Here is a 25543-nt window from a genome sequence, read left to right as displayed (position 1 = left end):
GGAGGGTGGGCAGTGTGGCTCGACACGACCGGCTGTACCCGGGGCCGACGGGCGAGGTGCGCATGAGCCTGTCACTGCGTTTCGCCGCCGGATCGCACAAGGGCATGATCCGGGAGGGCAACGAGGACTCCGGTTACGCCGGGCCCCGTCTGCTCGCCATCGCCGACGGCATGGGCGGCGCCGCCGCCGGTGAGGTCGCCTCCTCCGAGGCCATCTCCACCATCGTCGCGCTCGACGACGACGTCCCCGGCTCGGACGTCCTCACCTCGCTCGGTACCGCCGTCCAGCGCGCCAACGACCAGCTGCGCTCACTGGTCGAGGAGGACCCCCAGCTCGAGGGCATGGGGACCACCCTGACCGCCCTGCTGTGGACCGGCCAGCGCCTCGGGCTCGTGCACGTCGGCGACTCGCGCGCGTACCTGCTGCGGGACGGCGTACTGACCCAGATCACGCAGGACCACACCTGGGTGCAGCGCCTCGTCGACGAGGGCCGCATCACCGAGGAAGAGGCCACCACCCACCCCCAGAGGTCGCTGCTGATGCGGGCGTTGGGCAGCGGTGAGCATGTCGAGCCGGATCTGTCGATCCGCGAGGTCCGGGCCGGCGACCGCTACCTGATCTGCTCCGACGGCCTCTCCGGCGTGGTCTCGCACCAGACGCTCGAGGACACCCTCGCCAGCTACCAGGGCCCCCAGGAGACCGTGCAGGAGCTGATCCAGCTCGCGCTGCGCGGCGGCGGCCCCGACAACATCACGGTCATCGTCGCCGACGTCCTCGACCTGGACACCGGCGACACCCTCGCCGGGCAGCTCTCCGACGTCCCGGTCGTGGTCGGCGCGGTCGCCGAGAACCAGCTCCAGCTGCACGACAACGGCATCATGCAGACCCCGGCAGGGCGCGCCTCGGGCCTCGGCCGCAGGCAGCAAGGGCGCGGCGGGGGCGGCGAGTTCGGTCCGCCCGGCTCCGGCGGCGACATCACCGGTTTCATCCCAACCGACGGCTTCGGCGACTACACCGACGACGACTTCGTCAAGCCCCGCAAGGGCCGTAAGTGGCTGAAGAGATCCTTCTACGGCGTGCTCGCGCTCGCCGTGATCGGCGGTGGCCTGTACGGCGGCTGGCGCTGGACGCAGACGCAGTACTACGTCGGCACCAAGGACAAGCACGTCGCGCTGTACCGCGGTATCAGCCAGGACCTGGCCTGGGTGTCGCTGTCGAAGGTCGAGAAGGACCACCCCGAGATCGAACTCAAGTACCTCCCGGACTATCAGCAGAAGCTGGTCGAGGCGACGATCGCCGAGGGCGATCTGCCCGCCGCTCAGAAGAAGATCGACGAGCTGGCCGTCCAGGCCTCCGCGTGCAAGAAGCAGGCGGAGACCGTCACGGCGAGCAAGACCGGTTCGAAGACCGGCGAGGGCCAGGCCGGCGGCAGCACGGGAACCACGCCTGTCTCCGTCACGTCCAAGGCATCGCCGAGCCCCTCGGCAACCGCGTCCCCGTCCGCACCCGCGACCACTACTCCCACCCCCGGCCCCAGCCTTTCGGAGGAAGAGCAGAAGGTCGTCTCGCGGTGCGGTGAGCAGTAGGCAAGCCGTGAGAGGCCCCGTCACACGATGAGCAGTACTACCAACTCGCCGACGCACCACACGTCAACGATCGGCTCGATCGGCACCCCGAGCCGGCGCAACACCGAGCTCGCGCTCCTGGTGTTCGCCGTCCTGATCCCGGTCTTCGCCTACGCCAACGTGGGCCTCGCCATCAACGAGCAGGTGCCGTCCGGCCTTCTGAGCTACGGTCTCGGCCTCGGTCTGCTGGCCGGCGTCGCGCACCTCGTCGTGCGCAAGTTCGCGCCGTACGCGGACCCGTTGCTGCTGCCGGTGGCCACGCTGCTGAACGGGCTCGGGCTCGTCGCCATCTGGCGGCTGGACCAGTCCAAGCTGCTGCAGCGGATCGAGCAGGCCGGTACCGCCGCGCCGCGACAGCTGCTGTACACGGCGATGGGCATCGCGCTGTTCGTCGTGGTGCTGGTCTTCCTCAAGGACCACCGCGTCCTCCAGCGCTACACCTACATCTCCATGGTCGGCGCGATCTTCCTGCTGCTGCTGCCGCTCGTGCCGGGCCTCGGCCAGAACATCTACGGCGCCAAGATCTGGATCTCGGTGGCCGGTTTCTCCATCCAGCCCGGTGAGTTCGCCAAGATCGTGCTGGCGATCTTCTTCGCCGGCTATCTGATGGTGAAGCGCGACGCGCTCGCCCTGGCCAGCCGCCGGGTGCTCGGCCTGTACCTGCCGCGCGGCCGCGACCTCGGCCCGATCATCGTCGTCTGGATCATCTCGATCCTGATCCTGGTCTTCGAGACGGACCTCGGCACCTCGCTGCTGTTCTTCGGAATGTTCGTCATCATGCTGTACGTCGCCACCGAGCGGACCAGCTGGATCGTCTTCGGCATGCTGATGTCCGCGGCCGGCGCGGTCGGCGTGGCCCAGTTCGAGAGCCACGTCCAGCAGCGTGTCCAGGCCTGGCTCGACCCGATGAAGGAGTACAAGCTCTCCCAGGAGGGCGTCGTCGGCCACTCCGAGCAGGCCATGCAGGCCCTGTGGGCGTTCGGCTCCGGCGGCACCCTCGGCACCGGCTGGGGCCAGGGCCACTCCGAGCTGATCAAGTTCGCCGCCAACTCCGACTTCATCCTCGCCACCTTCGGCGAGGAACTCGGCCTGGCCGGCATCATGGCGCTGCTGCTGCTGTACGGCCTGATCGTGGAGCGCGGCGTGCGGACCGCCCTCGCCGCCCGCGACCCCTTCGGCAAGCTGCTGGCCATCGGCCTCTCCGGCGCCTTCGCCCTCCAGGTGTTCGTCGTCGCCGGCGGTGTGATGGGACTCATCCCGCTCACCGGTATGACGATGCCCTTCCTGGCCTACGGCGGTTCGTCCGTCATCGCCAACTGGGCGCTGATCGGCATCCTGATCCGCATCAGTGACACCGCGCGCCGCCCGGCGCCCGCCCCCGCCTCGAACCCCGACGCCGAGATGACCCAGGTGGTCCGCCCGTCATGAACAAGCCCCTGCGCCGGATCGCGATCTTCTGCGGCCTCCTGGTCCTCACCCTGCTGCTGCGGGACAACTACCTCCAGTACGTCAAGGCGGACAGCCTCGCCGGCGACACCAAGAACCGCCGCGTCAACATCACTCGCTACTCCACCCCGCGCGGCAACATCATCGTCGACGGCAAGGCCATCACCGGCTCGGTCGAGACCACCGGCGACTACAAGTACAAGCGCACCTGGTCCAACGGCGCGATGTGGGCGCCGGTCACCGGTTACTCCTCGCAGGCCTTCGGCGCCAACCAGCTGGAGAGGCTCGAGGACGGCATCCTCAGCGGCAACGACGACCGGCTCTTCTTCCGCAACACCCTGGACATGATCACGGGCAAGGAGAAGGAGGGCGGCAGCGTCGTCACCACCCTCAACGCCGCCGCGCAGAAGGCCGCGTACAACGGCCTGGGCGACAAGAAGGGCGCGGTCGCCGCGATCGAGCCGTCCACCGGCAAGATCCTCGCGCTGGTCTCCACTCCGTCGTACGACCCGTCGAAGTTCGCCGGTTCCTCCGACGCGGACGCCGAGGCGTGGAACGCGGTCCAGAAGAAGAACGACCCCGACGACCCGATGCTCAACCGCGCGCTGCGCGAGACCTACCCGCCGGGCTCCACGTTCAAGGTGGTCACGGCCGCCGCGGCACTGGAGAACGGCGAGGTCTCCGGCGTCGACGAGAAGACCGACACCCCGGACCCGTTCCCGCTGCCGCTGTCCACGAGCAAGCTCACCAACGAGCACGGCGACTGCGAGAACGCCACGCTGCGCTACGCGCTCATGGTGTCCTGCAACACCGTCTTCGCGAAGATGGCCGACAACGTCGGCAACGAGAAGATGATCGAGCAGGCGGAGAAGTTCGGCTTCAACGAGACCGAGCTGGACACTCCGGTGCGGGCCGCCAAGTCCACCTTCCCCGAGGACAACCGGCCGCAGAACGCCCTGGACGGCATCGGCCAGGGTTCCAACGCGGCCACCCCGCTCCAGATGGCCATGGTCGCCTCGGCGGTCGCCAACGACGGCAAGCTGATGAAGCCGTACATGGTCGACCAGCTCAAGGCCCCGAACCTGGACACCCTGGAGACGACGGAGCCCCAGCAGCTGTCCCAGGCCGTCTCGTCCAAGACGGCGCAGGCCCTGCAGGAAATGATGGAGACGGTCGTCAACGACCCGCAGGGCACCGGTGGCAAGGCCAAGATCGACGGTGTCACCGTCGGCGGCAAGACCGGTACCGCCCAGCACGGTCTCAACAACAGCGAGAAGCCGTACGCCTGGTTCATCTCGTACGCGAAGCTGTCCGACGGCAGCGCGCCGGTCGCGGTCGCCGTCGTCGTCGAGGACGGTGCCGCCGACCGCGGCGACATCACCGGCGGCGGTCTGGCCGGCCCGATCGCGAGGAACGTGATGAAGGCAGTCATCGACAGCAAGAAGTGACCCCCATCACGTCGCCTACACATCGGTGCACGTTGCGATACCGGTCCTGTATCGGGTGACGGGCTTGGCCAGGTCACACAGCGCCGTCCGGGTACGGTATGCCCGGACGACAGCCTCCGGCCGCACACGTGTGCCGGTCGGGACCGACGGAGAGGGCTGGTAGGTAGCTATGGAAGAGCCGCGTCGCCTCGGCGGCCGGTACGAGCTGGGCCACGTGCTCGGGCGTGGTGGCATGGCGGAGGTCTATCTCGCGCATGACACCCGCCTCGGCCGCACCGTGGCGGTGAAGACGCTGCGCGCGGACCTCGCGCGCGACCCTTCCTTCCAGGCCCGGTTCCGCCGGGAGGCCCAGTCTGCCGCCTCGCTCAACCACCCCGCGATCGTCGCGGTCTACGACACGGGCGAGGACTACATCGACGGGGTCTCGATCCCGTACATCGTCATGGAGTACGTCGACGGTTCCACGCTCCGCGAGCTGCTCCACTCCGGCCGCAAGCTGCTGCCGGAGCGGACGCTCGAAATGACGATCGGCATCCTCCAAGCCCTGGAGTACTCGCACAGAGCCGGCATCGTCCACCGTGACATCAAGCCCGCGAACGTCATGCTGACGCGCAACGGCCAGGTCAAGGTCATGGACTTCGGCATCGCCCGCGCGATGGGCGACTCCGGGATGACGATGACCCAGACGTCCGCGGTCATCGGCACGGCCCAGTACCTCTCGCCGGAACAGGCCAAGGGCGAGCAGGTCGACGCGCGCTCCGACCTGTACTCGTCGGGCTGTCTGCTCTACGAGCTGCTGACGGTCCGCCCGCCGTTCGTCGGGGACTCCCCGGTGGCGGTGGCCTACCAGCACGTCCGCGAGGAGCCGCAGCCCCCGAGCGTCTTCGACCCCGAGATCACCCCCGAGATGGACGCCATCGTCCTGAAGGCGCTGGTCAAGGACCCGAACTACCGTTACCAGTCCGCCGACGAGATGCGCCTGGACATCGAGGCCTGCCTCGACGGGCAGCCGGTCGGCGCGACGGCGGCGATGGGCTCGGTCGGCTACGGCGGCTACGGCGACGACCAGGCGACCACGGCCATGCGCTCCGCGGACGCCGGCGCCACGTCGATGCTGCCGCCCATGAATGCGGACGACGGCGGCTACGGCTACGACGACCGCCCCGACCGGCGCCGTCAGAAGAAGTCCAACGTCTCGACGATCCTGCTGGTCCTCGCCGCCGTGCTGGTGCTCGTCGGCGCGGTGCTGATCGGCAAGTGGGTGTTCAGCGGCGGCGTGAACAACGAGTCGGTGGCCGTCCCCAACCTGGTCGGCCAGGTCCAGGCCGACGCCGAGAAACAGCTGACCAACAGCGACCTCAAACTGGGCACGGTCACCCAGAAGCCCTGCGCGGACCAGAGCAAGGGCAAGGTCTGCGACCAGGACCCCGACGCCGCGACCAAGGTCGACAAGGACTCCACCGTCAACCTCGTCGTGTCGACCGGGGCGCCCAAGGTGGCGGTGCCGAGTGTCCTCGGCAAGAGCCTGGAAGACGCCAAGGCGCTCCTGGAGGGCGACCAGTACGCGCTCGTCGTCGAGACGAAGCGGCAGGTGTCCACCGAGAAGGAGGGCACGGTCCTGGAGCAGAGCCTGGAGCTCGGCAAGGAGGTGGAGAAGGGGACCACCATCACCCTCACCATCGCCAAGGCCGAGGAGAAGGCGACCGTCCCCGACGTCTCCAACAAGAGCTGCGACGAGGCGAAGGCGCAGATGGAGCAGAACGACCTCAAGGGCAACTGCGTCGAGGTCGACACCCAGGACCAGAACCAGGTCGGCAAGGTCATCCAGACCGTTCCGGCGATCGGCTCCCAGGCCGACAAGGACTCCACGGTCCAGATCCAGATCGGCAAGAGCACCCAGACCCAGGTCCCGTCCAACCTCCAGGGCATGACCGTGAAGGACGCCAAGCAGGCACTCCAGAACGCGGGTCTGACCGTCGGCAACATCACCGGCAACTCGGACGACGACGCCCAGGTCATCAGCTCGGACCCGGCCCCCGGCAGCACCGTCAACAAGGGGCAGACGGTCAATCTGGTCGCCTTCAAGAACGGCGGCAACAACGGCGGCAACAACGGCGGGACCACCTTCTTCGGTGGGACCAGCGGTTAGCCGCACAGCACAAGAGCGTGGGCCCCACCGGACGGATCCGGTGGGGCCCACGCTCTTGTGTTGCGCGCCGGGCAGGAGCCCCGCGGTCCGGCGGTCTAGCTCAGTTCCTTCGGCGGCGTCCGGTCCGCGTCGACCTTCTCCACACGCTCCAACTCCCCCCACACCACGTACCGGTACCGGCTCGTGTACACCGGCGTGCAGGTCGTCAGGGTGATGTAGCGGCCGGCCTTCTTCCTGCCGGACTCCTCGGGGATCCCGCCGAGCACCTCGACGTTGTACTTCGAGGTCTCCGGCAGGACGGCGTACACCTTGTAGACGTACCAGTCGTCCTTCGTCTCGAAGACGATCGGGTCGCCCTTCTCCAGCTTGTCGATGTTGTGGAACTTCGCGCCGTGGCCGTCGCGGTGGGCGGCCAGCGTGAAGTTGCCCTGCTTGCCGCTCGTCGGGAGAACGGCCTTGAAGGGGTCGGTGTAGTAGCCGGCGACGCCGTCGTTGAGGATCTTCGACGAGGTGCCCTTCTCGACCAGCACCTCGCCGTTCTTCATCGCGGGCACGTGCAGGAAGCCGATGCCGTCCTTGGTGTCCAGCGCGCCGGGACCGCCGTCCTGCTGGGCCCAGGTGTCGCGCACCTTGTCACCCTGCCGGTCCGCGTGCCGGTCGGCCACGACGTTCGTCCACCACAGGGAGTAGACGACGAAGAGTCCGAGCACCAGGCCGGCCGTGATGAGGAGTTCGCCGAAGACGCTGACGGCCGACGCGATCCGGCCGCCCCCGCGGCGCCGCGGCTCGGGATCGGACGCGTCCACGCGCGCGTGCTCTTCGTGCTCGGTGTCGCCGGTGGTCGCTGCCACGTTCATCTGCCCCTACTCGACTGCACGCCTACTCGACGAGCGCATCCGGCTTGCCCTTGCTGCGCGGCCGTTCCTCGACCATCTTGCCCCAGACGATCAAGCGGTACTTGCTGGTGAACTCCGGGGTGCAGGTGGTCAGGGTGATGTACCGGCCCGGTCCGGTGAATCCGGACTCCGGCGGCACGGGGTCGAGGACGCTCGTGTTGCTGGGCGCGGTCACCGGCAGCGAGGACGCCATCTTGTAGACGAAGTACTCGTCCTGCGTCTCGACGACGATGTCGTCGCCCGCCTGGAGCCGGTTGATGTAGCGGAACGGCTCGCCGTGCGTGTTGCGGTGGCCCGCGAGCCCGAAGTTGCCGGTCTTCGCGTCGGGCATCGCCGTCTGCAGCGGGCTCTCGCCGTAGTGCCCGACCATGCCCTTGTCGAGCACCTTCTTGTTGCTGATGCCCTCGGCGATCGGCACCACCACGTCCAGCTTCGGGATGTGCAGGATGGCGAAGCCCTGCCCCGGCGAGAACACCCCGGGGGCGCCCTTGCCGTTGGCCCAGTCGTCCTGGAGGCTGCTGGCCTCCTTGTCGGCCTGCGCGTGCGCCCGGACGTTCGTCCACCACAGCTGGTAGGTGACGAACAGCAGCATCAGCACGCCCGTGGTGATGAACACCTCGCCGACCGCCCGGCTGGCGACCACGGCGGCGCTCGGCTTACGGGCCCGCTGCCGACGGCGCGCCTCGACGCGTGACAGCGGCCGCTCGCCCTGCGACGGCGCGTCGGCCCCGTTGTACGACTCGGAGACCTCGTCCGAGCCCCCGTGACGGCCACGGCGGCCCTTGGCGGCCTTTCTGCGGGCCGCTCGGCCACCCGCGGGCGTTCCAGGGGCGGGAGAGGAGGCGGAGGCGCCAGAAGCGGACAGGGGGCCACGGCCGAACGTGGCCGGCGGCGGTATCCGCAGCGCCACCGTCTCCTCGTCGGCCGGCTGCTGGAACGGCTCCCCGGAGTAGGGACCGGCTCCGTAGGCGTCACCGCCGAACGACTCGTACGACGCCGTGCCGTACGAGTCCTCACGCTCGGGGCGCAGCGCGGTCACGCCGTGGCCCTGCCCACCACCGGGGCGAGCCCCGCCGACCTCGCCACCGCGCCCTGGTCGCCGCACTCCACCAGCCAGTTGGCCAGCATCCGGTGCCCGTGCTCGGTCAGCACCGACTCGGGATGGAACTGGACGCCCTCGACGGGCAGTTCACGGTGGCGCAGCCCCATGATGATCCCGTCGTGCGTACGGGCCGTGACCTCGAGCTCGGCCGGGACCGTCGCCGGCTCGGCGGCCAGCGAGTGGTAGCGGGTCGCCGTGAAGGGAGTCGGCAGGCCGGCGAAGACGCCCCTGCCCTCGTGCTCCACCGGCGAGGTCTTGCCGTGCAGCAGTTCCGGCGCCCGGTCCACGACACCGCCGTACGCCACCTGCATCGACTGCATGCCCAGGCAGACGCCGAAGACGGGCACACCGGTGGCCGCGCAGTGCCGGACCATCTCGACGCAGACGCCGGCCTGTTCGGGCGTACCGGGCCCGGGGGAGAGCAGCACGCCGTCGAAGCCGTCCTGCGCGTGGGCCGTGGAGACCTCGTCGTTGCGCAGGACCTCGCACTCGGCGCCCAGCTGGTACAGGTACTGGACCAGGTTGAAGACGAAGCTGTCGTAGTTGTCGACGACAAGGATGCGCGCGCTCACTGGTTGTCCACCGTCACATCGTTGAAGGGAAGCAGCGGTTCGGCCCACGGGAAGACGTACTGGAACAGCGCGTACACGACGGCCACGATCAGCATGATCGAGATCAGCGCCTTGGCCCACGCGTTTCCCGGCAGATGCCGCCAGATCCAGCCGTACATGCCGTCCCTTCCGTCGCATCACGGCACCTGACTCACGCCGTACACCACCAGACTAGCGGCGCAGGGCCTTCGGTTCGCCTGCCTCCACGGGCTGTGTGGAGTCGAGGTGCGCCCAGACGATCAGCCGGTGACTGTGCCCCCATTCCGGATCGCACGTGGTCAACGTCAGGTACCGGCCCGGACGCGTGTACCCCGACTTACGTGGCACAGCGTCGATCACCTCGACGTCCGAGGGCACGGTTTTGTAAGGCCCCTTGTCGACGCGATACGTGAACCAGGTCGTCCCGTCCGTCAGGACCACCGCGTCCCCCCGCCTGAGCTGGGGAAAGTCCTTGAAGGGGTCACCATAGGTACGGCGGTGACCCGCGACGGAGAAGTTCCCGGTCTGCCCGAGCCGCGCGCTGCCCGCGTAGTGCCCCAGCCCCTTCTTCAGGGTGCCGGTCGCCGTTCCTTCGAGCACCGGCTTGTTCCACGTGAAACCAAGACGTGGGATGTACATCACCGCGAAGGGCTTGCCGCTGCGGTACGGCGTCGGCCGCGCGGTGGCGCTCGCGCCGGGGGCGGGGCCGACCGTTCCCTGTGCCCACTGGTCGTGCAGGTCGTCGATCTGGTCGCCCATGACGCGGTCGGCCTGTACGCCGGTCCAGAACAGCGCGTAGCCGACGAAGAGGACGATGACGGTGCCGACGGTGATGCACAGCTCGCTGAACGTCCTGACGATCACCCGCACCGACACAGGCGCCCCCCGGCGGCCGCTACCCCACTACTGCACAGGCTTGGCGTAGTGCAGATCCACTGTGCCCGAGTAGCCGGGCAGAGTCACCGCCCCGTCCTCGGTGACTTTCCAGCCGAGGCCGTAGACGTTCACGTAGACCATGTAGTTCTGGATCGCCGGGGCTTCGGCGAGCGCCTGCTGAAGCCTCTCCGGGTCACCCACCGCCTGGATCTTGTACGGCGGTGAGTAGACGCGGCCCTGGAGGATCAGGGTGTTGCCGACACAGCGCACGGCGCTGGTGGAGATCAGCCGCTGGTCCATGACCTTGATACCCTCGGCGCCGCCCTGCCAGAGCGCGTTCACCACGGCCTGGAGGTCCTGCTGGTGGATGACCAGGTAGTCGGGCTGCGGCTCGGGGTAGCCGGGGAGCTTGGCGGTGGCGTTCGGCGGGGCGTCGTTGAGGGTGACCGTGATGGCCTCGCCCTTGACCTTCTGGGTCCCTGCGTCCTTCTCCAGTCCCGCGAGTTTGTCGTCCTGGGCCCGGGTGCTGCCGTCGTCGGCCTCGGCCAGCGACTCGACGTCGTCGCGCAGCGCCCCGTTCGTCTCGTCCAGCTCGCCGTTCTTCTGGCTGCGCTCCTGGATGAGGTCGGACAGCTTGAGCAGGGAGGCGTCCGTGCGGATGTTGGTGCCCTTGGCCGTGTCGAAGCTGGTGAAGAAGAGCAGGCCGGCGAGTGCGAAGACACCCACGGTGAGGACCCGCACGGGCCGGAAACCGCCCCGTCGGTCGGAGGCGGAGGGAGAGTCGCCGGCGGACTCGGGGTCGGAACCCGTTGTACCTGTCCCGGGGGAGTCGGCAGAATTGCTCAACGTACCCTTATCTCCTTCGGCGCCGTAGAAGCACTACGCTAACGGACGCCCGGGGGAGCCCCTCAGTCCCCTAGCAGCAGCCCCCGAGCCCGATCCAGCACCTGCGCGGCCACGCAGCGCATCGACAGGAGAGACCCTCGTGCCGAAGTCACGTATCCGCAAGAAGGCCGACTACACGCCGCCCCCGGCGAAGCAGGCGACCGCCATCAAGCTGAACAGCCGTGCCTGGGTCGCGCCGGTGATGCTGGCCATGTTCCTCATCGGACTCGCCTGGATCGTGGTCTTCTACGTCACCGACGGCTCGCTGCCCATCGACAAGCTGGACAACTGGAACATCGTCGTGGGCTTCGGGTTCATCGCGGCCGGATTCGGCGTCTCCACGCAGTGGAAGTAGGGGTGGCGGCGGCGGGGGCAGTGCGGGCTCACTAGCTCTGCCCAGGGCTATCCCCTGAGTTATCCACAGCAGTTTTCCACATGGGGAAAAGAAAGACGATCTGTGGATAACTCATCGGAGGTTGACGCCGGTGTGACGTAACTACCGGCTGCCCCCATTACTCGAAAGAGTGTTCGCCCCCTGCCTGACCTGCGCAAACGCGGGACGGCGGCAGGGGGCGAAGCTGTTCCCGCACGTTGTGCACAAGATTCGGCACAGACTGTGGACAACAGTCCGCTCAGGTGAGCTGAACGGTCCTCAGGAGCGTCATCACCACGACGACCGCCAGCACCAACCCGCAGGTCCCGAACTGGACGAGGGCCCGGCGCTCGCGGGGGGCGTGGACCATGCCGGCCCCGATGACGACACCGGCGACCAGACCGCCGATGTGGGCCTGCCAGGAGATACCGCTCCATCCGAAGGTGATGACCAAGTTGATCACCAGCAGGGCGATGACCGGCCGCATGTCGTAGCGCTGGCGCCGCACCAGCACGACAAGCGCGCCGAACAGACCGAAGACGGCCCCGGATGCGCCGAGCGAGGCCTGGTTGGGCTCGGCGATCAGATAGGTCAGCGCACTGCCGGCGAGACCGGAGACCAGATACAGCGCGAGGTAGCGGGCCCTGCCGAGGGCCGCTTCGAGGGGGCCGCCGATCCACCAGAGGCTGAGCATGTTGGACAGGATGTGGATATAGCTGCTGTGCAGGAACATCGAGGTCAGGAGCCGGTACCACTGCCCTTCGGCCACACCCTGAATCTCGCCGTACCCGAGGGTCGGCATGATCGCGCGACCGATCAGGTCGAACCGGTCGGTGAAGCTGTCGCCGACAGCCTGCTGGACCAGGAACATCGCGAGGTTGAGACCGATGAGGATCTTCGTGACCAAGTGCGCATCGGCGGCGACCACGCCTCCCGCGAGCGTGCGAGGTCGCGATGCACTGGGCGCGTGCCCCGTACCGGAGCCCTCGCGGACGCAGGTGGGGCACTGGAAACCGACGGAGGCGCTGACCATGCACTCGGGGCAGATCGGGCGCTCGCACCGGGTGCAGCGAATGCCGGTCTCCCGATCCGGGTGCCGGTAGCAGACGGGCAGGCCGCTCTGCGCGTCGTCCTGCCGGCTGCCAGGCGCCTGGTCCATGGGCTCCCCCAAGTAGGTCGTACGAGTCGTCGGGGCCGAGTGTCGGAGTAGTCGGCGTAGCCGGAAAGGAACCGCCCTGCTCATCCTTACGGACGAGCAGGGCGTTTGGTTCCCAGGGGTGCGCCGTGGGCGTCGCCTCAGCCCTTGCGGCTCTCGACCACGACCGATTCGATGACGACGTCCTTCAGCGGACGGTCGGTGCGCGGGTTGGTCTGGGCGGCCGCGATCGCGTCCACGACCTTCTGTCCGGCCGGTGAGACGACCTCGCCGAAGATGGTGTGCTTGCGGGTCAGCCAGGCCGTCGGGGAGACGGTGATGAAGAACTGCGAGCCGTTGGTGGCCGGCCCGGAGTTGGCCATGGCCAGCAGGTAGGGCCTGTCGAAACGCAGGTCGGGGTGGAACTCGTCCTCGAACTGGTAGCCGGGGTCGCCGGTGCCGTTGCCCAGCGGGTCGCCGCCCTGGATCATGAATCCGCTGATGACCCGGTGGAAGACCGTGCCGTCGTACAGCCTGTCCTTGGACCGCACGCCGGTCGCCGGGTTGACCCACTCACGCTCGCCGGTGGCCAGGTCGACGAAGTTCTTGACCGTCTTCGGGGCGTGGTCCGGGAAGAGCCGGATCTCGATGTCGCCGTGGTTGGTCTTCAGGGTGGCGTACAGGTGCTCGGCCACGGTCTGCCTTCCGTTGTCTCTCTGTTACCCCCAGATCCTCGCACGGCGAGGGCCAGGCATCGCCCGACGGCGCGTTCCGGCCCGTTCCCGCCCGCTCCGGCATCGGACCCGCCTTTTCGGGTACAGAAAAGCATCCGACTCGTCCGGGACGGGAGCGGGCGGCGCCGATCCGTGGCATCGTCGGCTTTGTCGCTCTGTCGACCCTCTGTGACATTGCCCCCGATCCGTCCCCTATCGCATGTGATCAGCACCCGAATGACCGCCCACACATGCCGGGACGGTCCTTGACAGGCATGATCCGTAAAAGGGTGGAAAGTCGAAATACCGTACGCCACCGAGGAGGAGGAACCCGTGACCCGCATCGACAGCGTGCGCGCCGCGACCGGCTCGGCGAGGGACAGCGTGCTGCACGCCGCGGAAGTGGTGGCGCCCTACGCCGACACGGCCAAGGAACGGGCCGCGCTCTACGCGCATGAGGCCCGTGTACGGCTCGCGCCCAAGGTGTCACTCGCCGCAGACCAGGCCCGCGTGCAGTACGTAGCCCACGTCGCCCCACGTCTGGAACAGGCGAAGACCCATGTCCCGCCGAAGGTCGACCTGGCCGCGCAGGAGGCGGCCGCCCGCGCCCGGCTGGCCGCACGACAGGCCGCCGACTACTCCCGGCCGAGGATCGAACAGGCGGTTGCCGCGGCCGGGCCGATGAAGGGCGAGGCCGCCGCCCGAGGTGTCGCCGCGCTCGCCGCTCTGCGCGGCCAGGTGACGCCGAAGGAGATCGAGAAGCTGACGCGCAAGCACCGGCGGCGGGCCAAGGCCGGCAAGCTCGGCAAGGCGCTGATCGTCCTCGGCGCCGTCGCCGGCGGCGCCTACGCGGCCTGGAAGTGGTGGGACAAGCAGGCGAACCCGGACTGGCTGGTCGAGCCGCCCGCCGCCACGGAGGTGCCCGCATCCGGCGGCCTGACCTCGGTGGACGGCAGCGTCGACCCGTCGGTCCTCGACCCCGAGGTACAGGTCAAGGAGGCCGAGGAGGAGGCCGCGAACCGCGACGACCGCAGCTGAGCGGTCGGCGCCGACCTGCGCCCCCACCTCGCCATCTCGCCAAAAAGACCCCGCCCACCTGCGTTTCCGCAGGTGGGCGGGGTCTTGTCGGGTGGAGCCTAGGGGAGTCGAACCCCTGACATCTGCCATGCAAAGACAGCGCTCTACCAACTGAGCTAAGGCCCCGCAAGAGACGTCCGGCCGGAAAACCTCGTACCGGCGGGCGCCGCAGACCAGAGTACCGGGTCACCCGGGGTATCTCGCAAAAAGATGGGGGTCCCCGCGGATGACCACTCTCCGTAAGATGCTCGGACGCGGTTCGCTGGAGCGAACCGCGGTTTCTGGGGAAGCGATGGGGAGACGCAATGGACGCCGCACAGCAGGAAGCGACCGCGAGAGCGCGGGAACTTCAGCGGAACTGGTACGGAGAGCCGCTGGGGGCGCTCTTCCGTAAGCTCATCGACGATCTTGGCCTCAACCAGGCTCGTCTCGCTGGGGTACTGGGCCTCTCGGCGCCGATGCTGTCGCAGCTGATGAGCGGTCAGCGGGCGAAGATCGGCAACCCGGCCGTGGTGCAGCGGGTGCAGTTGCTCCAGGAGTTGGCGGCACAGGTCGCGGACGGCAGCGTCAGCGCGGCCGAGGCGACCGAGCGCATGGACGAGATCAAGCGGTCGCAGGGGGGCTCGGTGCTCAACAACACCACACAGACCACGAGCGGTTCGGGAGCGCCCACGGTCAAGCGCGTCGTGCGCGAGATCCAGTCCCTGCTGCGCTCGGTGGCCGCCGCCGGCGACATCATCGACGCCGCCGACACCCTCGCCCCGACCCACCCCGAACTGGCAGAGTTCCTCCGGGTGTACGGCGCCGGCCGTACCTCCGACGCGGTCACGCACTACCAGTCCCACCAGAACTGAGCCGTCGGCCCGGTCGCCGAAGGGGGTTCGGCAGCCGGGCGGTCGGCAGCTCGGGGACATCACGAAGCGACGAGGCACACGGGGGTCGTATCGCTCATCGCGGGGGAAGCAGAGGGGGAGACCCGAGCGGGACCAGGGGGAGGAGCGACGCACAGCCATGGGTGAGGTCTTCGCCGGACGGTACGAACTGGCCGACCCGATCGGCCGCGGAGGGGTCGGCGCGGTCTGGCGCGCCTGGGACCACCGCCGCCGCCGCTACGTGGCCGCCAAGGTGCTCCAGCAGCGCGACGCGCACGCGCTGCTGCGCTTCGTCCGCGAGCAGGCGCTGCGGATCGACCACCCCCATGTGCTCGCCCCCGCCAGCTGGGCCGCCGACGACGACAAGGTCCTGTTCACCATGGACCTGGTGGCCGGCGGCTCGCTGGTCCATCTCGTCGGCGACTACGGCCCGCTGCCCCCGGTCTTCGTGTGCACCTTGCTCGACCAGTTGCTCTCCGGCCTCACCGCGGTCCACGCGGAGGGAGTCGTGCACCGCGACATCAAACCCGCCAACATCCTGCTCGAAGCCACCGGTACGGCCCGGCCGCGCCTCAGGCTCTCCGACTTCGGCATCGCGATGCGGCTGGGCGAGCCCCGGCTGACCGAGACGAACCTCGTGGTCGGAACGCCCGGCTACCTCGCGCCCGAGCAGATGATGGGCGCCGAACCGGACTTCCCCGCCGACCTGTTCGCCGTCGGCCTGGTCGCGCTGTACCTGCTGGAGGGCGCCAAGCCGGACGCCAAGGCGCTCGTCCAGTACTTCGCCGAGCACGGGACCCCGGGCGCCCCCAAGAGCGTCCCTGAGCCGCTGTGGCAGGTCGTCGCCACCCTGCTCCAGCCGGACCCGCAGGCACGCTTCCGTACGGCCACGGGGGCGCGCAAGGCGCTCGCGGCGGCCGTGGAGCTCCTGCCCGAGCCGGGACCCGACGACGAGCTGATCGAGATCTTCGACCAACTCGGTCCCCTGCCACCGGGTTTCGGCCCCGACGGCCCACCAAGACCACCAAAGCCCCGCCACTCCCTGCGCCCACGCCCTGACACCGTCCCCGAACAGGGCCACCCACCCACCACCACCCCCGACCGGAACCCCCCACCCCCCGCCTCCGGCAGGGACCACCCGAACACCCCACCCGAGTCGGCCGGCCTCGGCGCCACACCCGGTTCGGGCTTACCGGGCGGCGGCGGGCCCCGGTCGCTCGGCCGGGCCACCGATTCACTGCCCGCTCGGCCAGGAGGGGTCCCCGGGGGCCCCGGTACAGCCCCTGCGGGCACCGGATCCCTTCCCCCAAGTCCAGCGGCTCCCCGCGTTCCTGCCCAACCGGGCACAGACGGTCTGCCCTTCCGGCCGGACAGCGCACCGCCTCCGTTCCGACCGGGCACGGGCGGGGGCGCGGGTTCAGACCCGGACCCGGGTACGGGTACGGGTACGGGTACGGGTACAGGTTCGGGCGTGGACGGCGGCCTGAGCACCGGTACCGGTACCGGGTCTGCATGGTCGGGCGGGGAATCCGTACCGTCCGCGCCGGGCCCTGCCCCCGGCTCGGCGCCGAACAACGCACGGCCGCAACCGGATTCGACGCCTGCCGATGCTCGTCGGACCACGAGAGCGACCCACGGTACGGCGACCCCCACCCCTGCCCCCTCCATGTCGGACACCGGCAGCTTCCACCTGCCGCCCCCGCGACCGGCGACCGCCGACTCCCTCTCAGGCCCGGGAGCCCCGGAACCCTCCACTCCACAGCCCCCCGCCTACGCGCCGGCGCCCGGCCCCATGGCTGTGCCCCCGTACGAGCCCACGTTCGTGTTGCCCACCCGTGGGCAGCGCGGTGAGGTGTCCACCGCCTCGTACACCGCGCAGGACCACCAGGCCTCACGGATCCCGCAAGCCTCGCAAGCCCCGCCGGTGCCACCTTCCCCGCAGGTCGTCTCACCGCACGGTCGGCGTCGAGGGCATCGCGCCGCCCGCCGGGGGCGTCCCGGCCCGCCCGCCGGGGTCGTGCTGCCGCTGCTGCTCCTCGCGCTGGCCTGCTACGCCGTGGGGTTCTGGGCGTTGACGCGCATCTGAGCCGCCGCCCGGCGCCGGGCGGCGAGTGTCCATACCCCGAGCACCGTCAGCAGCAGGCTCCCGGTGCCGATGCCGCCCACGGCCACCGCCTTCATCGCGCGGTCGCCGCCGGACGTGCCCGCCCCCGACGCGTCGGCGCCCGCCACGTCCCCGCCCGCCGGAGGCTCGGGGTCCGGGGCGCCGACGTCGAAGAACCCGCGCGGCGCCGACTGCCGCGCGTACCCCGGACCGGCCTGGGTGCTGCCGCTGAGACCTATGCGCAGGGTGAGCCCGTAGGGCCCCTCGCCGAAACGCTCGGCGACCTGCGCGGCGAGGTGCACCACGAGGTAGTACGAGCCCGCGAACCGCAGGGACTTCGTCGGCTCGGTGGGTGCGTACCGGTTGGCGTATCCGACCGGCGGTACGGGCGGCAACGAGGCCGATTTCTGGCTGCCGCCGTAGCCGATGCCCGTGTCCTTCACCGAGGCACGCACCGGGTTGTAGAGCGTCAGGTCAAGGGCGTCGACCACGTACCCGGAGTTCTTGTCCGCGCTGCCCAGGTCGACGGTGGCGGACAGTTGCCGCCCCCAGTCGACGGGCACCTGGTAGAAGAGCGTCTGCCCGGGGACGATCTCGTCGCTCCAGACGCCCTGCTTCACGGCGGCCGCCTCGGTGAAGCCGGCCCCGCCCCGGACCCCGGCCGGCTCGTCCACGGGCGGCGTGGGTGTGGCGGAGTCCCACACCTCGGGCACCCTCGTCGCGGCCGCCTTCGCCAGGGGCGACTCGGAGACGGGCGCGAGCTCCAGGTCCCAGGACTGGGCGTCGGGGAGGTCCGTCCCCTCCTCGCCGCTGCCGCCACCGCTTCCGGTGGGCTCGACGACGACGTAGTACGTACCGGCCTTCTGGCACAGCCCCTTGCCGGGCAGGAGTTCGCGCGCCCCCCAGGCGGTCAGCGGCTGCGGGCTCCTGGCGGCGCCGACGGTCACGGAGTCGGTGGAGCACGTGGTGCTGTCGGAGTCCTGCACGGAGACGCTGATCCCGTCCCCGGCCAAGAGGGCGGCTCCCGCGCGCGGGATCGCCGTGACGGAGACGTACACGTTCGACGTGCCGTCGAGTTCGAGGCGGTAGTAGGCCCTGCCCTCGCGTAGGGAACTCCGGTACGTCGCACCGGGTTCGAGGCGGGCCGCTCCGGTGGTACCCGTCGCCGCGGGGGCGCCGCGGACGTCGTCGGCGAAGGCGTAAGGAGGGACGTCCGGAGCCGCCACGGCGTCCTGTCCGGGCAGTACCGACGACGACCCGCAGAGCACCGCCGCTACGACCGCGCTCCGCACGACGGCCCGCCACACGGCCGCTCCACGCCCCGTACGCCGGGCCATCGACCCCGCCCCCTCGCCTTCGACCGAACGTGGGCCATCCTGCCCCGCACGCGCGCGTGCCACCCCCGCATTCCGTACGAGCGTCCGAAAAGCCCGCCTCTAACCGCGGGCCGGAGGATGCGCAACACAAAACCCCGACCGCGAGCGGCGGCCGGGGTCTGTTCAGTCTTCGGTATCGATACTCACGAACCCGTGGGCACGGAGTCAGTCGCCTCCGTCCACAGATCCTGCTCGGCGCGATCCGCCTGGATCTGGCGGTACACGAGGAGCCCGCCGATGGCGGCCAGTGCGACCAGGAGAAGCTTCTTCACCGCGCGACCTCGTCTTTCCTTGACGTAGGGGACCTCTGGCGCCCGACTATACACACCGACCGAGACCGATCGGTGACCTGCGTCGGCCCCTCAACTCCCGCCTTCGGCAGCGCAGTAGCGGCGGATCACAGCACGGCGACCGGAGGGTGATCACGCCCGCACGGACGGTGAGATTTGCCCACTCTCATCCCAGCTGATCCTCACTTCGGCGCTTTTGGAGGTCCTTGCACCCATCCGGGTGGTGTTCATCAGAACAACACCACGCCGCGAGCGTCGGTCCACCACTTCGAGCCGCCCATACACATCATGAGGAAAGTACGCAAATCGCCCAACCCGAAAGTGAGGGGCCATGCCCGAGAACCGGGTCATGAAGCTGTGGACCGCCATCGTCACCGCCTTCCTCGCGCTGTGCACGGCGCTCGGACTCATCACGACGACCGCCACCACGGCGGCGGCACAGACCGCGCCGACGCGCAGCAGCGAGAGCACGACGACCACGGACACGACGGCGTGGCCGACGGTCGCCGCTCCCTGGGTCTGGGCCCAAGCCCGCTCCCTGCCCCCCACGATGAAGCAGCGCATCCGCGCCGAGGCGCACGGCAAGTCCCCCAGTTGCCGCCACCGCGGCCTCCCGGACACGGAAGCGGCCGAGCACACCACCGCCTCCTGCGACTCCGCGGACCCGGCCGAGCCGGCCACCCCGCTCCAGCGCTGAGTTCCCGGCACGCCACGTGCCGCCTCCCCCGACGTAACGGCGAACTTGCGTACAGCCCGCACGAGCAGGCCCGGCAGCTCCCCAGGAGCCACCGGGCCTTCGCCATGCCCCTGCCACTCCACCAGGGTTACTTCGCCGCTCTACGACACCGTCCTACTCCTCCGGTTCCCACGCGCGGAGCAGGTCGAACAACCCTGCGTCTCCGTCGATCCGCAGTGAGTCGGCCGAGATACGGTCGTACACGAAGAGGACCAGCTCACTGGCCGTGCCGCGGACGGAGACGCCGGCCGGGTCCGGGGCTTCGCCGGCAGCAGCGACCGGCGTCGTGCCGGGCGCAGGGATACGGGTGGAGCGTGCGCCGTCGCCGTCGACCGTCAGGCGCCAGGAGTGGCCCTCGGTGGCGTGGAAGTCGAAAGCGGTGGGCTTGTGCGGCCAGGCACTCGTCGTTGCGACGCAGGTGAACAGGAAATCCTCGACACCGTCGAGTGCCACCTCCTCCGGCAGCGGCTGCGGGGCACCCACAGTGACCTGGGCGTCGTAGGTGTGCACCGCGATCTGCTGGAGCTGGTGCCGGGCGACGGCGCCACAGGTCTGGGGCGACTGCGACGCACCCCACCACGTCCAGCAACCGCGATCCGGGCCGGCCTCCCCCAGTGCGTCCAGCAGCTCCTGCGTCGACGCGGCCAACCAGGCCGACACGGCCTCGCGCTCCCGAGGCGCGGCCGGGGCGCCCTCTGGGACGGACTTGGCCGGAGCGGCGGGCCCTGCGGCTACGGTGGCGGCCCAGGAACGGCGTCCCTCGCCGATGTGCTGCACCAGGTCGAACAGCGTCCACTCCGGGCAGGTCGGCACCTGCACGTCGAGGCTGGGCGCGGAGGCTACCGCGGCGCGGAAGGCGATCGACCGTTCGTCGAGCAGTCGCAACAGCACGGGGAACGCAAGAGTCGTTGTCACAGGGACTCCCTATCACCGCGTTCCGACCATCGGACAGCGATTTTCCCAGCCTCCGCGGCGAGCGCACGGCACGGGCCGGGCGCCCACAGGAGCCTCCGACGCCCGCCACGATGTGCCGGCACTCGCGTACGTCGCCCCGTCCCTCCACACGACCGGTCTCCCGGTCGGATCGCGGCATGATCGACCCGAAAAAACCCCCGGTCCACCGGACCGGGGGTCTTTCTCGTATGTGGGGCTAACAGGATTTGAACCTGTGGCCTCATCCTTATCAGGTCGGTCATACCCTGTCAGGGTCCTAGGCAAATGGCTTTCGTGGCTGGACCCCTCAAGCGCAGAGGTTCAGCATCGTCCGCCGCTGTTCGCCCTTGTTGGTGTCAGCTACTGGTGTCAGCCTCCGTGGGCGGCTTGACAACTGGCTTCGCTGCACCTCACTGCCCATCAAGGCGGCATCGATCATCAGGCAGGCGCAGCCTCGAAGCGTTGAATGTTCATCGCTGGCTTGTCCCATGTGAGGTTGAATCGGTACTGACCACGCTTCTGACGATCAGCCTGCTCAAAGAGCATCCCAATAGTCGCGGTGCCTCCGACTTGCTCCCTGGCCTCACCAAGCGAAGAAACCTCATCGCTCGGCTTGAAAGACGTGTACTCCAGCCGGCCCGCCTCAGGCCAAAAGATCGCGACTGCCACTGGCGGGGAGTGCCTGCGGACTCGGCTGAACACATCCTCGACCGTGTCACTCTCCAGGGCGACCACGATCTCTTCATCCGAGCGGTACCCGCTGGCCTCAAACAAGGCCCGGGTCTCGTGGCGCCTCAGATCGCGAGCCACAGCGAACGCCGCCTTACGCCGAAGTACTTCCTCGTCAGCGGCCACGCCTCCACCTCCGCAGGTTGTCTTCCCAGCGCTCTTCCATCTCGTCCAGCGCCCCCTCATAGCTATCATCCACGACTTCCCATGACTTCTCTCCATAGGGGATGTCACAGATGAGGTCGTGATCGAGCAGGGTCTCACCGCCTTGCGTGACGAGGTGCCGATGGACGGTACCCCGACAACAGTCGATGCGAGCCAACTGCTCCCACTGCCCGGCAACCAGCGTCTCCTGCATGACGGCGTAGTCAACGATCTTCTTGCGATACGTACGAAGCCGCACTACAAGCCGGTCATTCTCACTCAGTTCGATGGGAAACGTTGTTTCCTCGGCAGGAGGCACACCAGGGGGCGTATAGACCTGCGCCGCTGGCTTCCCAGCCATGTCAGCAACCCTGCCGCGTCGCTTCCCGCTGTTGTTTGCCAAGAGGCCCCCCATCCCCTCGAACGAGTGATGAACGCTACACACTTAGCCGAAGCCTCGCGAGGCTCTGGCCAGATTGACACCATCGCGCGATGAATGCACTAGTTGCACGCGACGGCCACGAATGATCGCAGAGAGTCAATGGCCGTCGGCCGGGCAACCTCGTCCCTGGGGGGAACATGGAGCCATACGCTATCGCCGCTATTGCGATAGTAGGCACACTTCTGGGTGCATTGGTCGGCTATCTCCTACAAAGGCGCCAAGCCCGGGAGCAACGAGCCTGGCAAGTGACTGACCTGCGGAGACACGAAAATCTGACCTTGGTCGAATCGTCGGCCGCCACTTTCAATGAGCGTGAAGCTCTCTTGTGGCAGGAGCGACGTGCTCTCTACATCCGATTCCTGGTGATCGTCGATGACTGGCTGGGCGTGCTGAAAGACGCACGGGATCACGGTGGAGTCGCATCGAGCCTAGGCAGCCAGCCAATCCGGACCTCTGAAGATGCACGGCAAGCCTCCCCGTTCGCTTCCGCCCACATCGATGCATCTCAGGCGTTCGCCAAGGGCAACACCGAGATGACGGTACTTGCCGGCACCCCTGTGCTGTCAGTTCTCAGTGATCTTCGTGATGTTCTTTACGCTGCCGCTGCGGCCGCCCTTGAAGGGACGGATCAGCTTCCTGCCGTCTATGAACAGCGTGGGCGCCTGGTCCAAACCATGCGCTACGAACTGACAACCTCGTTCGTGGGAGATCGGCATGCAGTCAACCGGCAGTAGGACGTGAGCCCTCAGCCCACCACTCACCCCAGCTCCCATCCCGTCCGCCGTCGACCCACACACCGTGGAGCAGGCGTGGTTCCTGGCGTCCAGGTGGAGCGCGCCACTGTACGAACGACCTGGACGCCAGGGGCCGCGTCTGCTCGGCTCTGCCTGGGTCGACGGCGGGCGGGATGGGAGCACCCCACGCACGCCACTACGGACCTGAGGCCGCGAGCGGCGCCCCCTCCATCCCGGTGCCGACCGATCCCCAGCCGGAGGCATCGTTCTGACCACGGCCACGCTCGCCTGCTACTCGGCTCACAGCCTTCGGCTAATCCACTCTTGCGCGGCTCGGACACCGGCCGGGCTGGAGCGGGACGAAGGCAGGAGCGCAGGCCCGGCCGGGGGCCGGGCCGCGTGCGGGGAGCGAAGCGAGCCGCCTTGATGAGGTAGAGAAACCTGTAACAGGTGATCTGGCTGCATGATCAAAACTGAGGATCGTAACGGCATCGCGCCAAGGTCAAGACGGACACGCGCTGCCTCCCGGCTGCTGTGGTGTCACCCCCGACCCACCCCGCGTTTCAACTGGCAAGAGCCGGTGACGCCGATCGTCCGTGACCCTGACTCCTCCAAGCCCTAGCCCGGCAAGGTTGCTGGCCACAGCCCTAGTCACAAGTTGGCATGTCTGAAATCGTGAAGTCTCCGACGGGAGACAAAGAGGCACTCGGGTACCAGTAGTTGCCAGCCACAAACTTGAGCCACACGGCTCCATCCGAGTCCCTGCCCACGCACTCAAAGTCGTAGGTCTCTCCGACAGGCATGGGGTACCCGCCAATCTGCGGCTCGGCGCCAGGCCTCCCAGATGACCGAAGAATGCGCGCCTGATCGTCGCCCTCAACGAAGAACGGGTAGGTCAATCGGTCCTCGGAGTCGAAGAAGACGTGGTAGGTCCATGATCCGACCGGAAGTGCCAGCGCCACGCCGAGTGCACACCAGAGCCACCACACCTTCTTGTCAGCTGTGTCGGCGGTCGCCGCCCTTTCCACAGTGAGGAATAGCGCGGCAACCAGCACGGTGAGGAGAGCCAACACCCAGAGAGGGAGTTCTGCGGCTCCAACGATGACTCCGACGCCTCCCGAGATCAACCCGATGATGATGGCCGTTGCATCTCGTCGTGCAGGTGAAGCGAAAAGGTTCCGCACCGCAGTCGTGAAGCGGGCCGCGCGCGAGGCCGGTGGGTTGCCGGCGTCACCGGTCGAGTCGTCCGCCAACTTGCCTCTCCTGTCTCAGCATTAGCTCTGAGGATAGTGCTGTGACCGACAGCCTTCGCAGGGTCAGCAAGTCGTAGAGCGGGCTTGTCCGATCTGGTGCGGGTTCGGACGGGAACCCGGTAACCCTTCCGGTCGCTGCACGAGGGCCGTCCTGAGAGACAGTCACTGGTGTACCCGGCGTCTACTGCCTCGTGGTGTAGAACCCTGAGTATGGGGAGAGAGCGGCAGCAGCGAATGAAGGCGCTCGGGTTGCGTCTTCGGGAACTTCGTACCGGGGCCGGTCTGACAGGTGCCGCGTTGGCACAGCGGGCCAGCGTGGGACAACCGACCGTGTCCAAGGTCGAGAACGGGCGCATGGTTCCCAGCCTCGACGTCCTGCGGCGCTTGGCGCTTGCCCTCGAACTCGACGAGCCGATCACTCGTGAGGTGCGCGACCTACTGGCCGCCATCGAGGCTGCGCCAGACACCGACGAGACAAGTGGCAGCGACGCACTAGCCGGGACGACCCTCGACAACGCGGTCCGGTCCGCACGGCTGGTGCGCTCGTTCCAATGCGTAGTCCTGCCCGCCATGATCCAGAGCGCGGAATACGCCCGCCACGTCTTCGACAGCGCGCCAAGCATGAGCCCTGAAACTGTCGGTCGTGCCGTAGCTGCCCGAGTGGAGCGGCAGAGCCTCTTGTATGAGCCTGGGCGAGAATCGGTATTCGTCCTGACGGAAGCCGTGTTGCGGACCTGGCCTGGGAATCCCTCCCTAATGCTCGCCCAGCTCGACAGGCTGCTGGCCGTCGAGAGTCTGAGCACGGTACGTCTCGGGGTCATCCCCTGGCGCCGCGCTGTGCCGGTCATGCCTCGTAACGGGTTCACCCTGTGCGACCGGCGGGCCGTTGTGGTCGAGACCTTCCGGGGCGAGCGACTGTTGGACGACTCCGCCGAGATCGCCGCGCACGAGGAGACCTTCGTCCGGTTCGAACAAGCCGCGATCTTCGGGGGCGATGCACGGGAGCTCTTGCTCCGGGTGATGCAGGAGTTCCGGGAGTTGGAAGACTTCACCCCTCGTTAGAGGAATAATTCCTCTACATGCCTGGCCCATCAGTCACATACAGGAATACTCTGCTCGCTGTGTCGTCTAGCCCCCTAGACACTGAGGAGTGTTCTCATGCTCAAAAAGTGGTGCCGCATGTTCCCTGGCCTGGCCTGGCAGGTGGCCGAAGCCCGTCACTTCGTCGCCGCCTTGCTCGAGGAGGAGCAATCGAACCTCGTTGACGACGCCGTCCTGGTGGTCGGCGAGCTCGCGGCCAACGCTGTCCAACACTCACGGAGCGGCTGGTATCGCGGGTGGTTCCTCGTGGTCATCGGCTTCAGTGACGACCTGGTGCGTATCGAGGTGATCGACCAGGGCGGCGACGAGGAGCCCATGCTTCGCAGCGTGACCAGCCCCGTAGAGGAAGGCGGCCGCGGGCTGATGATCATCGCAGCCTGCGCCAAAGACTGGGGAGTGAAAGACAGGCCTTCTGGAGCACGCTGCATCTGGGCCGACCTTGCTCGGGTGGGCGCGTGAGAGCGGCCTTCTCGGCAGTACTGCGCGGATGCTTCACGGGCGGTGGAGGGTGAGT

26 protein-coding genes and 1 tRNA gene are annotated in these 25543 nt (G+C 68.4%); 12 read left to right on the top strand and 15 right to left on the bottom strand.

The annotated features are described in order from the left end of the window. The first annotated feature begins 14 nt into the window (after positions 1-14). The 4 genes from QF030_RS21905 (at position 15) to pknB (ending at position 6668) form a co-directional block, all read left to right on the top strand. Positions 15-1586, top strand: coding sequence for a Stp1/IreP family PP2C-type Ser/Thr phosphatase (locus tag QF030_RS21905; RefSeq protein WP_307164348.1), 1572 nt, complete (start codon positions 15-17; stop codon positions 1584-1586). 27 nt (positions 1587-1613) lie between these two features. Then, on the top strand, positions 1614-3053 hold the full coding sequence (locus QF030_RS21900; RefSeq protein WP_307164347.1) for an FtsW/RodA/SpoVE family cell cycle protein: 1440 nt from the start codon (positions 1614-1616) through the stop codon (positions 3051-3053). Then, positions 3050-4519, top strand: a complete 1470-nt coding sequence (locus QF030_RS21895) for a peptidoglycan D,D-transpeptidase FtsI family protein (protein WP_307164346.1) — start codon at positions 3050-3052, stop codon at positions 4517-4519. The genes QF030_RS21900 and QF030_RS21895 overlap by 4 nt, the downstream gene beginning before the upstream one ends. Positions 4520-4688: 169 nt before the next feature. Next, a complete protein-coding gene (gene pknB, locus QF030_RS21890; RefSeq protein ID WP_307164345.1) occupies positions 4689-6668 on the top strand; it encodes a Stk1 family PASTA domain-containing Ser/Thr kinase in 1980 nt (659 codons plus the stop codon). Positions 6669-6763: 95 nt separating this feature from the next. On the opposite strand, the gene QF030_RS21885 is transcribed toward pknB, so the two are convergent. From QF030_RS21885 to QF030_RS21860, 6 genes are read right to left on the bottom strand one after another with little or no spacing between them, the layout of a single operon-like run. Then, positions 6764-7525 (bottom strand): class E sortase, encoded by a 762-nt coding sequence (locus QF030_RS21885; protein WP_307164344.1) that lies wholly within the window; start codon positions 7523-7525, stop codon positions 6764-6766. Between the two features lie 22 nt (positions 7526-7547). Further along, positions 7548-8603, bottom strand: a complete 1056-nt coding sequence (locus QF030_RS21880) for a class E sortase (RefSeq protein ID WP_307164343.1) — start codon at positions 8601-8603, stop codon at positions 7548-7550. Then, positions 8600-9238: an aminodeoxychorismate/anthranilate synthase component II gene (locus tag QF030_RS21875; protein WP_307164342.1), complete on the bottom strand. Its 639-nt coding sequence runs from the start codon at positions 9236-9238 to the stop codon at positions 8600-8602. Before QF030_RS21875 ends, QF030_RS21880 begins: the two co-directional genes overlap by 4 nt. Continuing rightward, positions 9235-9396 (bottom strand): hypothetical protein, encoded by a 162-nt coding sequence (locus QF030_RS21870; protein WP_307164341.1) that lies wholly within the window; start codon positions 9394-9396, stop codon positions 9235-9237. Before QF030_RS21870 ends, QF030_RS21875 begins: the two co-directional genes overlap by 4 nt. 52 nt (positions 9397-9448) lie before the next feature. Beyond that, positions 9449-10126: a class E sortase gene (locus QF030_RS21865; RefSeq protein ID WP_307167646.1), complete on the bottom strand. Its 678-nt coding sequence runs from the start codon at positions 10124-10126 to the stop codon at positions 9449-9451. Positions 10127-10159: 33 nt separating this feature from the next. Continuing rightward, on the bottom strand, positions 10160-10978 hold the full coding sequence (locus tag QF030_RS21860; protein WP_307164340.1) for a DUF881 domain-containing protein: 819 nt from the start codon (positions 10976-10978) through the stop codon (positions 10160-10162). Positions 10979-11117: 139 nt separating this feature from the next. Between QF030_RS21860 and crgA the strand changes: the two genes are divergently transcribed. Further along, positions 11118-11372: a cell division protein CrgA gene (crgA, locus tag QF030_RS21855; RefSeq protein WP_054242100.1), complete on the top strand. Its 255-nt coding sequence runs from the start codon at positions 11118-11120 to the stop codon at positions 11370-11372. Positions 11373-11649: 277 nt separating this feature from the next. On the opposite strand, the gene QF030_RS21850 is transcribed toward crgA, so the two are convergent. Further along, positions 11650-12549, bottom strand: coding sequence for a rhomboid family intramembrane serine protease (locus QF030_RS21850; RefSeq protein ID WP_307164339.1), 900 nt, complete (start codon positions 12547-12549; stop codon positions 11650-11652). 137 nt (positions 12550-12686) lie between these two features. Then, positions 12687-13220 carry a peptidylprolyl isomerase gene (locus QF030_RS21845; protein ID WP_307164338.1) on the bottom strand — a complete coding sequence of 178 codons (534 nt, stop codon included), beginning with the start codon at positions 13218-13220 and terminating at the stop codon, positions 12687-12689. A gap of 351 nt (positions 13221-13571) precedes the next feature. On the opposite strand from QF030_RS21845, the gene QF030_RS21840 reads away from it, so the two are divergent. Continuing rightward, positions 13572-14276 (top strand): DUF5324 family protein, encoded by a 705-nt coding sequence (locus QF030_RS21840; protein WP_307164337.1) that lies wholly within the window; start codon positions 13572-13574, stop codon positions 14274-14276. 92 nt (positions 14277-14368) lie between these two features. Here QF030_RS21840 and QF030_RS21835 read toward each other — a convergent pair. Next, positions 14369-14441 (bottom strand) — tRNA-Ala (locus QF030_RS21835). 179 nt (positions 14442-14620) lie between these two features. Between QF030_RS21835 and QF030_RS21830 the strand changes: the two genes are divergently transcribed. After that, positions 14621-15169: a helix-turn-helix domain-containing protein gene (locus tag QF030_RS21830; RefSeq protein ID WP_307164336.1), complete on the top strand. Its 549-nt coding sequence runs from the start codon at positions 14621-14623 to the stop codon at positions 15167-15169. Positions 15170-15326: 157 nt separating this feature from the next. Continuing rightward, complete coding sequence (locus QF030_RS21825) at positions 15327-17273, top strand: serine/threonine-protein kinase (RefSeq protein ID WP_307164335.1); 1947 nt, start codon at positions 15327-15329, stop codon at positions 17271-17273. On the opposite strand, the gene QF030_RS21820 is transcribed toward QF030_RS21825, so the two are convergent. Together QF030_RS21820 and QF030_RS21815 are read right to left on the bottom strand one after the other, a co-directional pair. Continuing rightward, positions 17237-18628: a hypothetical protein gene (locus QF030_RS21820; protein ID WP_307164334.1), complete on the bottom strand. Its 1392-nt coding sequence runs from the start codon at positions 18626-18628 to the stop codon at positions 17237-17239. The two genes, QF030_RS21825 and QF030_RS21820, sit on opposite strands and share 37 nt — an antisense overlap. 182 nt (positions 18629-18810) lie before the next feature. Next, on the bottom strand, positions 18811-18939 hold the full coding sequence (locus QF030_RS21815) for a DLW-39 family protein (protein WP_003999697.1): 129 nt from the start codon (positions 18937-18939) through the stop codon (positions 18811-18813). Positions 18940-19288: 349 nt separating this feature from the next. On the opposite strand from QF030_RS21815, the gene QF030_RS21810 reads away from it, so the two are divergent. After that, on the top strand, positions 19289-19654 hold the full coding sequence (locus QF030_RS21810; RefSeq protein WP_307164333.1) for a DUF6344 domain-containing protein: 366 nt from the start codon (positions 19289-19291) through the stop codon (positions 19652-19654). A 153-nt stretch (positions 19655-19807) separates the two neighbouring features. On the opposite strand, the gene QF030_RS21805 is transcribed toward QF030_RS21810, so the two are convergent. The 3 genes from QF030_RS21805 to QF030_RS21795 form a co-directional block, all read right to left on the bottom strand. Beyond that, complete coding sequence (locus QF030_RS21805; protein ID WP_307164332.1) at positions 19808-20608, bottom strand: maleylpyruvate isomerase N-terminal domain-containing protein; 801 nt, start codon at positions 20606-20608, stop codon at positions 19808-19810. A 456-nt stretch (positions 20609-21064) separates the two neighbouring features. Beyond that, positions 21065-21481, bottom strand: coding sequence for a hypothetical protein (locus QF030_RS21800; protein ID WP_307164331.1), 417 nt, complete (start codon positions 21479-21481; stop codon positions 21065-21067). Continuing rightward, positions 21471-21860, bottom strand: a complete 390-nt coding sequence (locus QF030_RS21795) for a DUF7718 family protein (RefSeq protein ID WP_307164330.1) — start codon at positions 21858-21860, stop codon at positions 21471-21473. The genes QF030_RS21800 and QF030_RS21795 overlap by 11 nt, the downstream gene beginning before the upstream one ends. 326 nt (positions 21861-22186) lie before the next feature. Between QF030_RS21795 and QF030_RS21790 the strand changes: the two genes are divergently transcribed. Beyond that, entirely contained in the window at positions 22187-22675 is a 489-nt protein-coding gene (locus QF030_RS21790) for a hypothetical protein (protein WP_307164329.1), read from the top strand. 647 nt (positions 22676-23322) lie between these two features. Here the strand turns inward: QF030_RS21790 and QF030_RS21785 are convergent. After that, entirely contained in the window at positions 23323-23928 is a 606-nt protein-coding gene (locus tag QF030_RS21785; protein WP_307164328.1) for a hypothetical protein, read from the bottom strand. Between the two features lie 210 nt (positions 23929-24138). On the opposite strand from QF030_RS21785, the gene QF030_RS21780 reads away from it, so the two are divergent. Continuing rightward, positions 24139-24990, top strand: a complete 852-nt coding sequence (locus QF030_RS21780; protein WP_307164327.1) for a Scr1 family TA system antitoxin-like transcriptional regulator — start codon at positions 24139-24141, stop codon at positions 24988-24990. A gap of 96 nt (positions 24991-25086) precedes the next feature. Further along, positions 25087-25488 carry an ATP-binding protein gene (locus tag QF030_RS21775; protein WP_307164326.1) on the top strand — a complete coding sequence of 134 codons (402 nt, stop codon included), beginning with the start codon at positions 25087-25089 and terminating at the stop codon, positions 25486-25488. Positions 25489-25543 lie beyond the last annotated feature (55 nt).

Origin of the sequence: Streptomyces rishiriensis (assembly GCF_030815485.1) — a bacterium.
GTDB classification, from domain to species: domain Bacteria; phylum Actinomycetota; class Actinomycetes; order Streptomycetales; family Streptomycetaceae; genus Streptomyces; species Streptomyces rishiriensis_A.
The sequence above is the reverse complement of the archived record's forward strand: the minus strand, read 5'-3'. Positions and strand labels throughout refer to the sequence as shown.

Coding starts and splice junctions, on each gene's coding strand:
- QF030_RS21895 (WP_307164346.1), top strand. CDS start 3,050: ATGAACAAGCCCCTGCGCCGGATCGCGATCTTCTGCGGCCTCCTGGTC.
- QF030_RS21830 (WP_307164336.1), top strand. CDS start 14,621: ATGGACGCCGCACAGCAGGAAGCGACCGCGAGAGCGCGGGAACTTCAG.
- QF030_RS21825 (WP_307164335.1), top strand. CDS start 15,327: ATGGGTGAGGTCTTCGCCGGACGGTACGAACTGGCCGACCCGATCGGC.
- QF030_RS21820 (WP_307164334.1), bottom strand. CDS start 18,628: ATGGCCCGGCGTACGGGGCGTGGAGCGGCCGTGTGGCGGGCCGTCGTG.
- QF030_RS21850 (WP_307164339.1), bottom strand. CDS start 12,549: ATGGACCAGGCGCCTGGCAGCCGGCAGGACGACGCGCAGAGCGGCCTG.
- pknB (WP_307164345.1), top strand. CDS start 4,689: ATGGAAGAGCCGCGTCGCCTCGGCGGCCGGTACGAGCTGGGCCACGTG.
- QF030_RS21780 (WP_307164327.1), top strand. CDS start 24,139: ATGGGGAGAGAGCGGCAGCAGCGAATGAAGGCGCTCGGGTTGCGTCTT.
- QF030_RS21885 (WP_307164344.1), bottom strand. CDS start 7,525: ATGAACGTGGCAGCGACCACCGGCGACACCGAGCACGAAGAGCACGCG.
- QF030_RS21795 (WP_307164330.1), bottom strand. CDS start 21,860: ATGGCTGGGAAGCCAGCGGCGCAGGTCTATACGCCCCCTGGTGTGCCT.
- QF030_RS21775 (WP_307164326.1), top strand. CDS start 25,087: ATGCTCAAAAAGTGGTGCCGCATGTTCCCTGGCCTGGCCTGGCAGGTG.
- QF030_RS21810 (WP_307164333.1), top strand. CDS start 19,289: ATGCCCGAGAACCGGGTCATGAAGCTGTGGACCGCCATCGTCACCGCC.
- QF030_RS21870 (WP_307164341.1), bottom strand. CDS start 9,396: ATGTACGGCTGGATCTGGCGGCATCTGCCGGGAAACGCGTGGGCCAAG.
- QF030_RS21900 (WP_307164347.1), top strand. CDS start 1,614: ATGAGCAGTACTACCAACTCGCCGACGCACCACACGTCAACGATCGGC.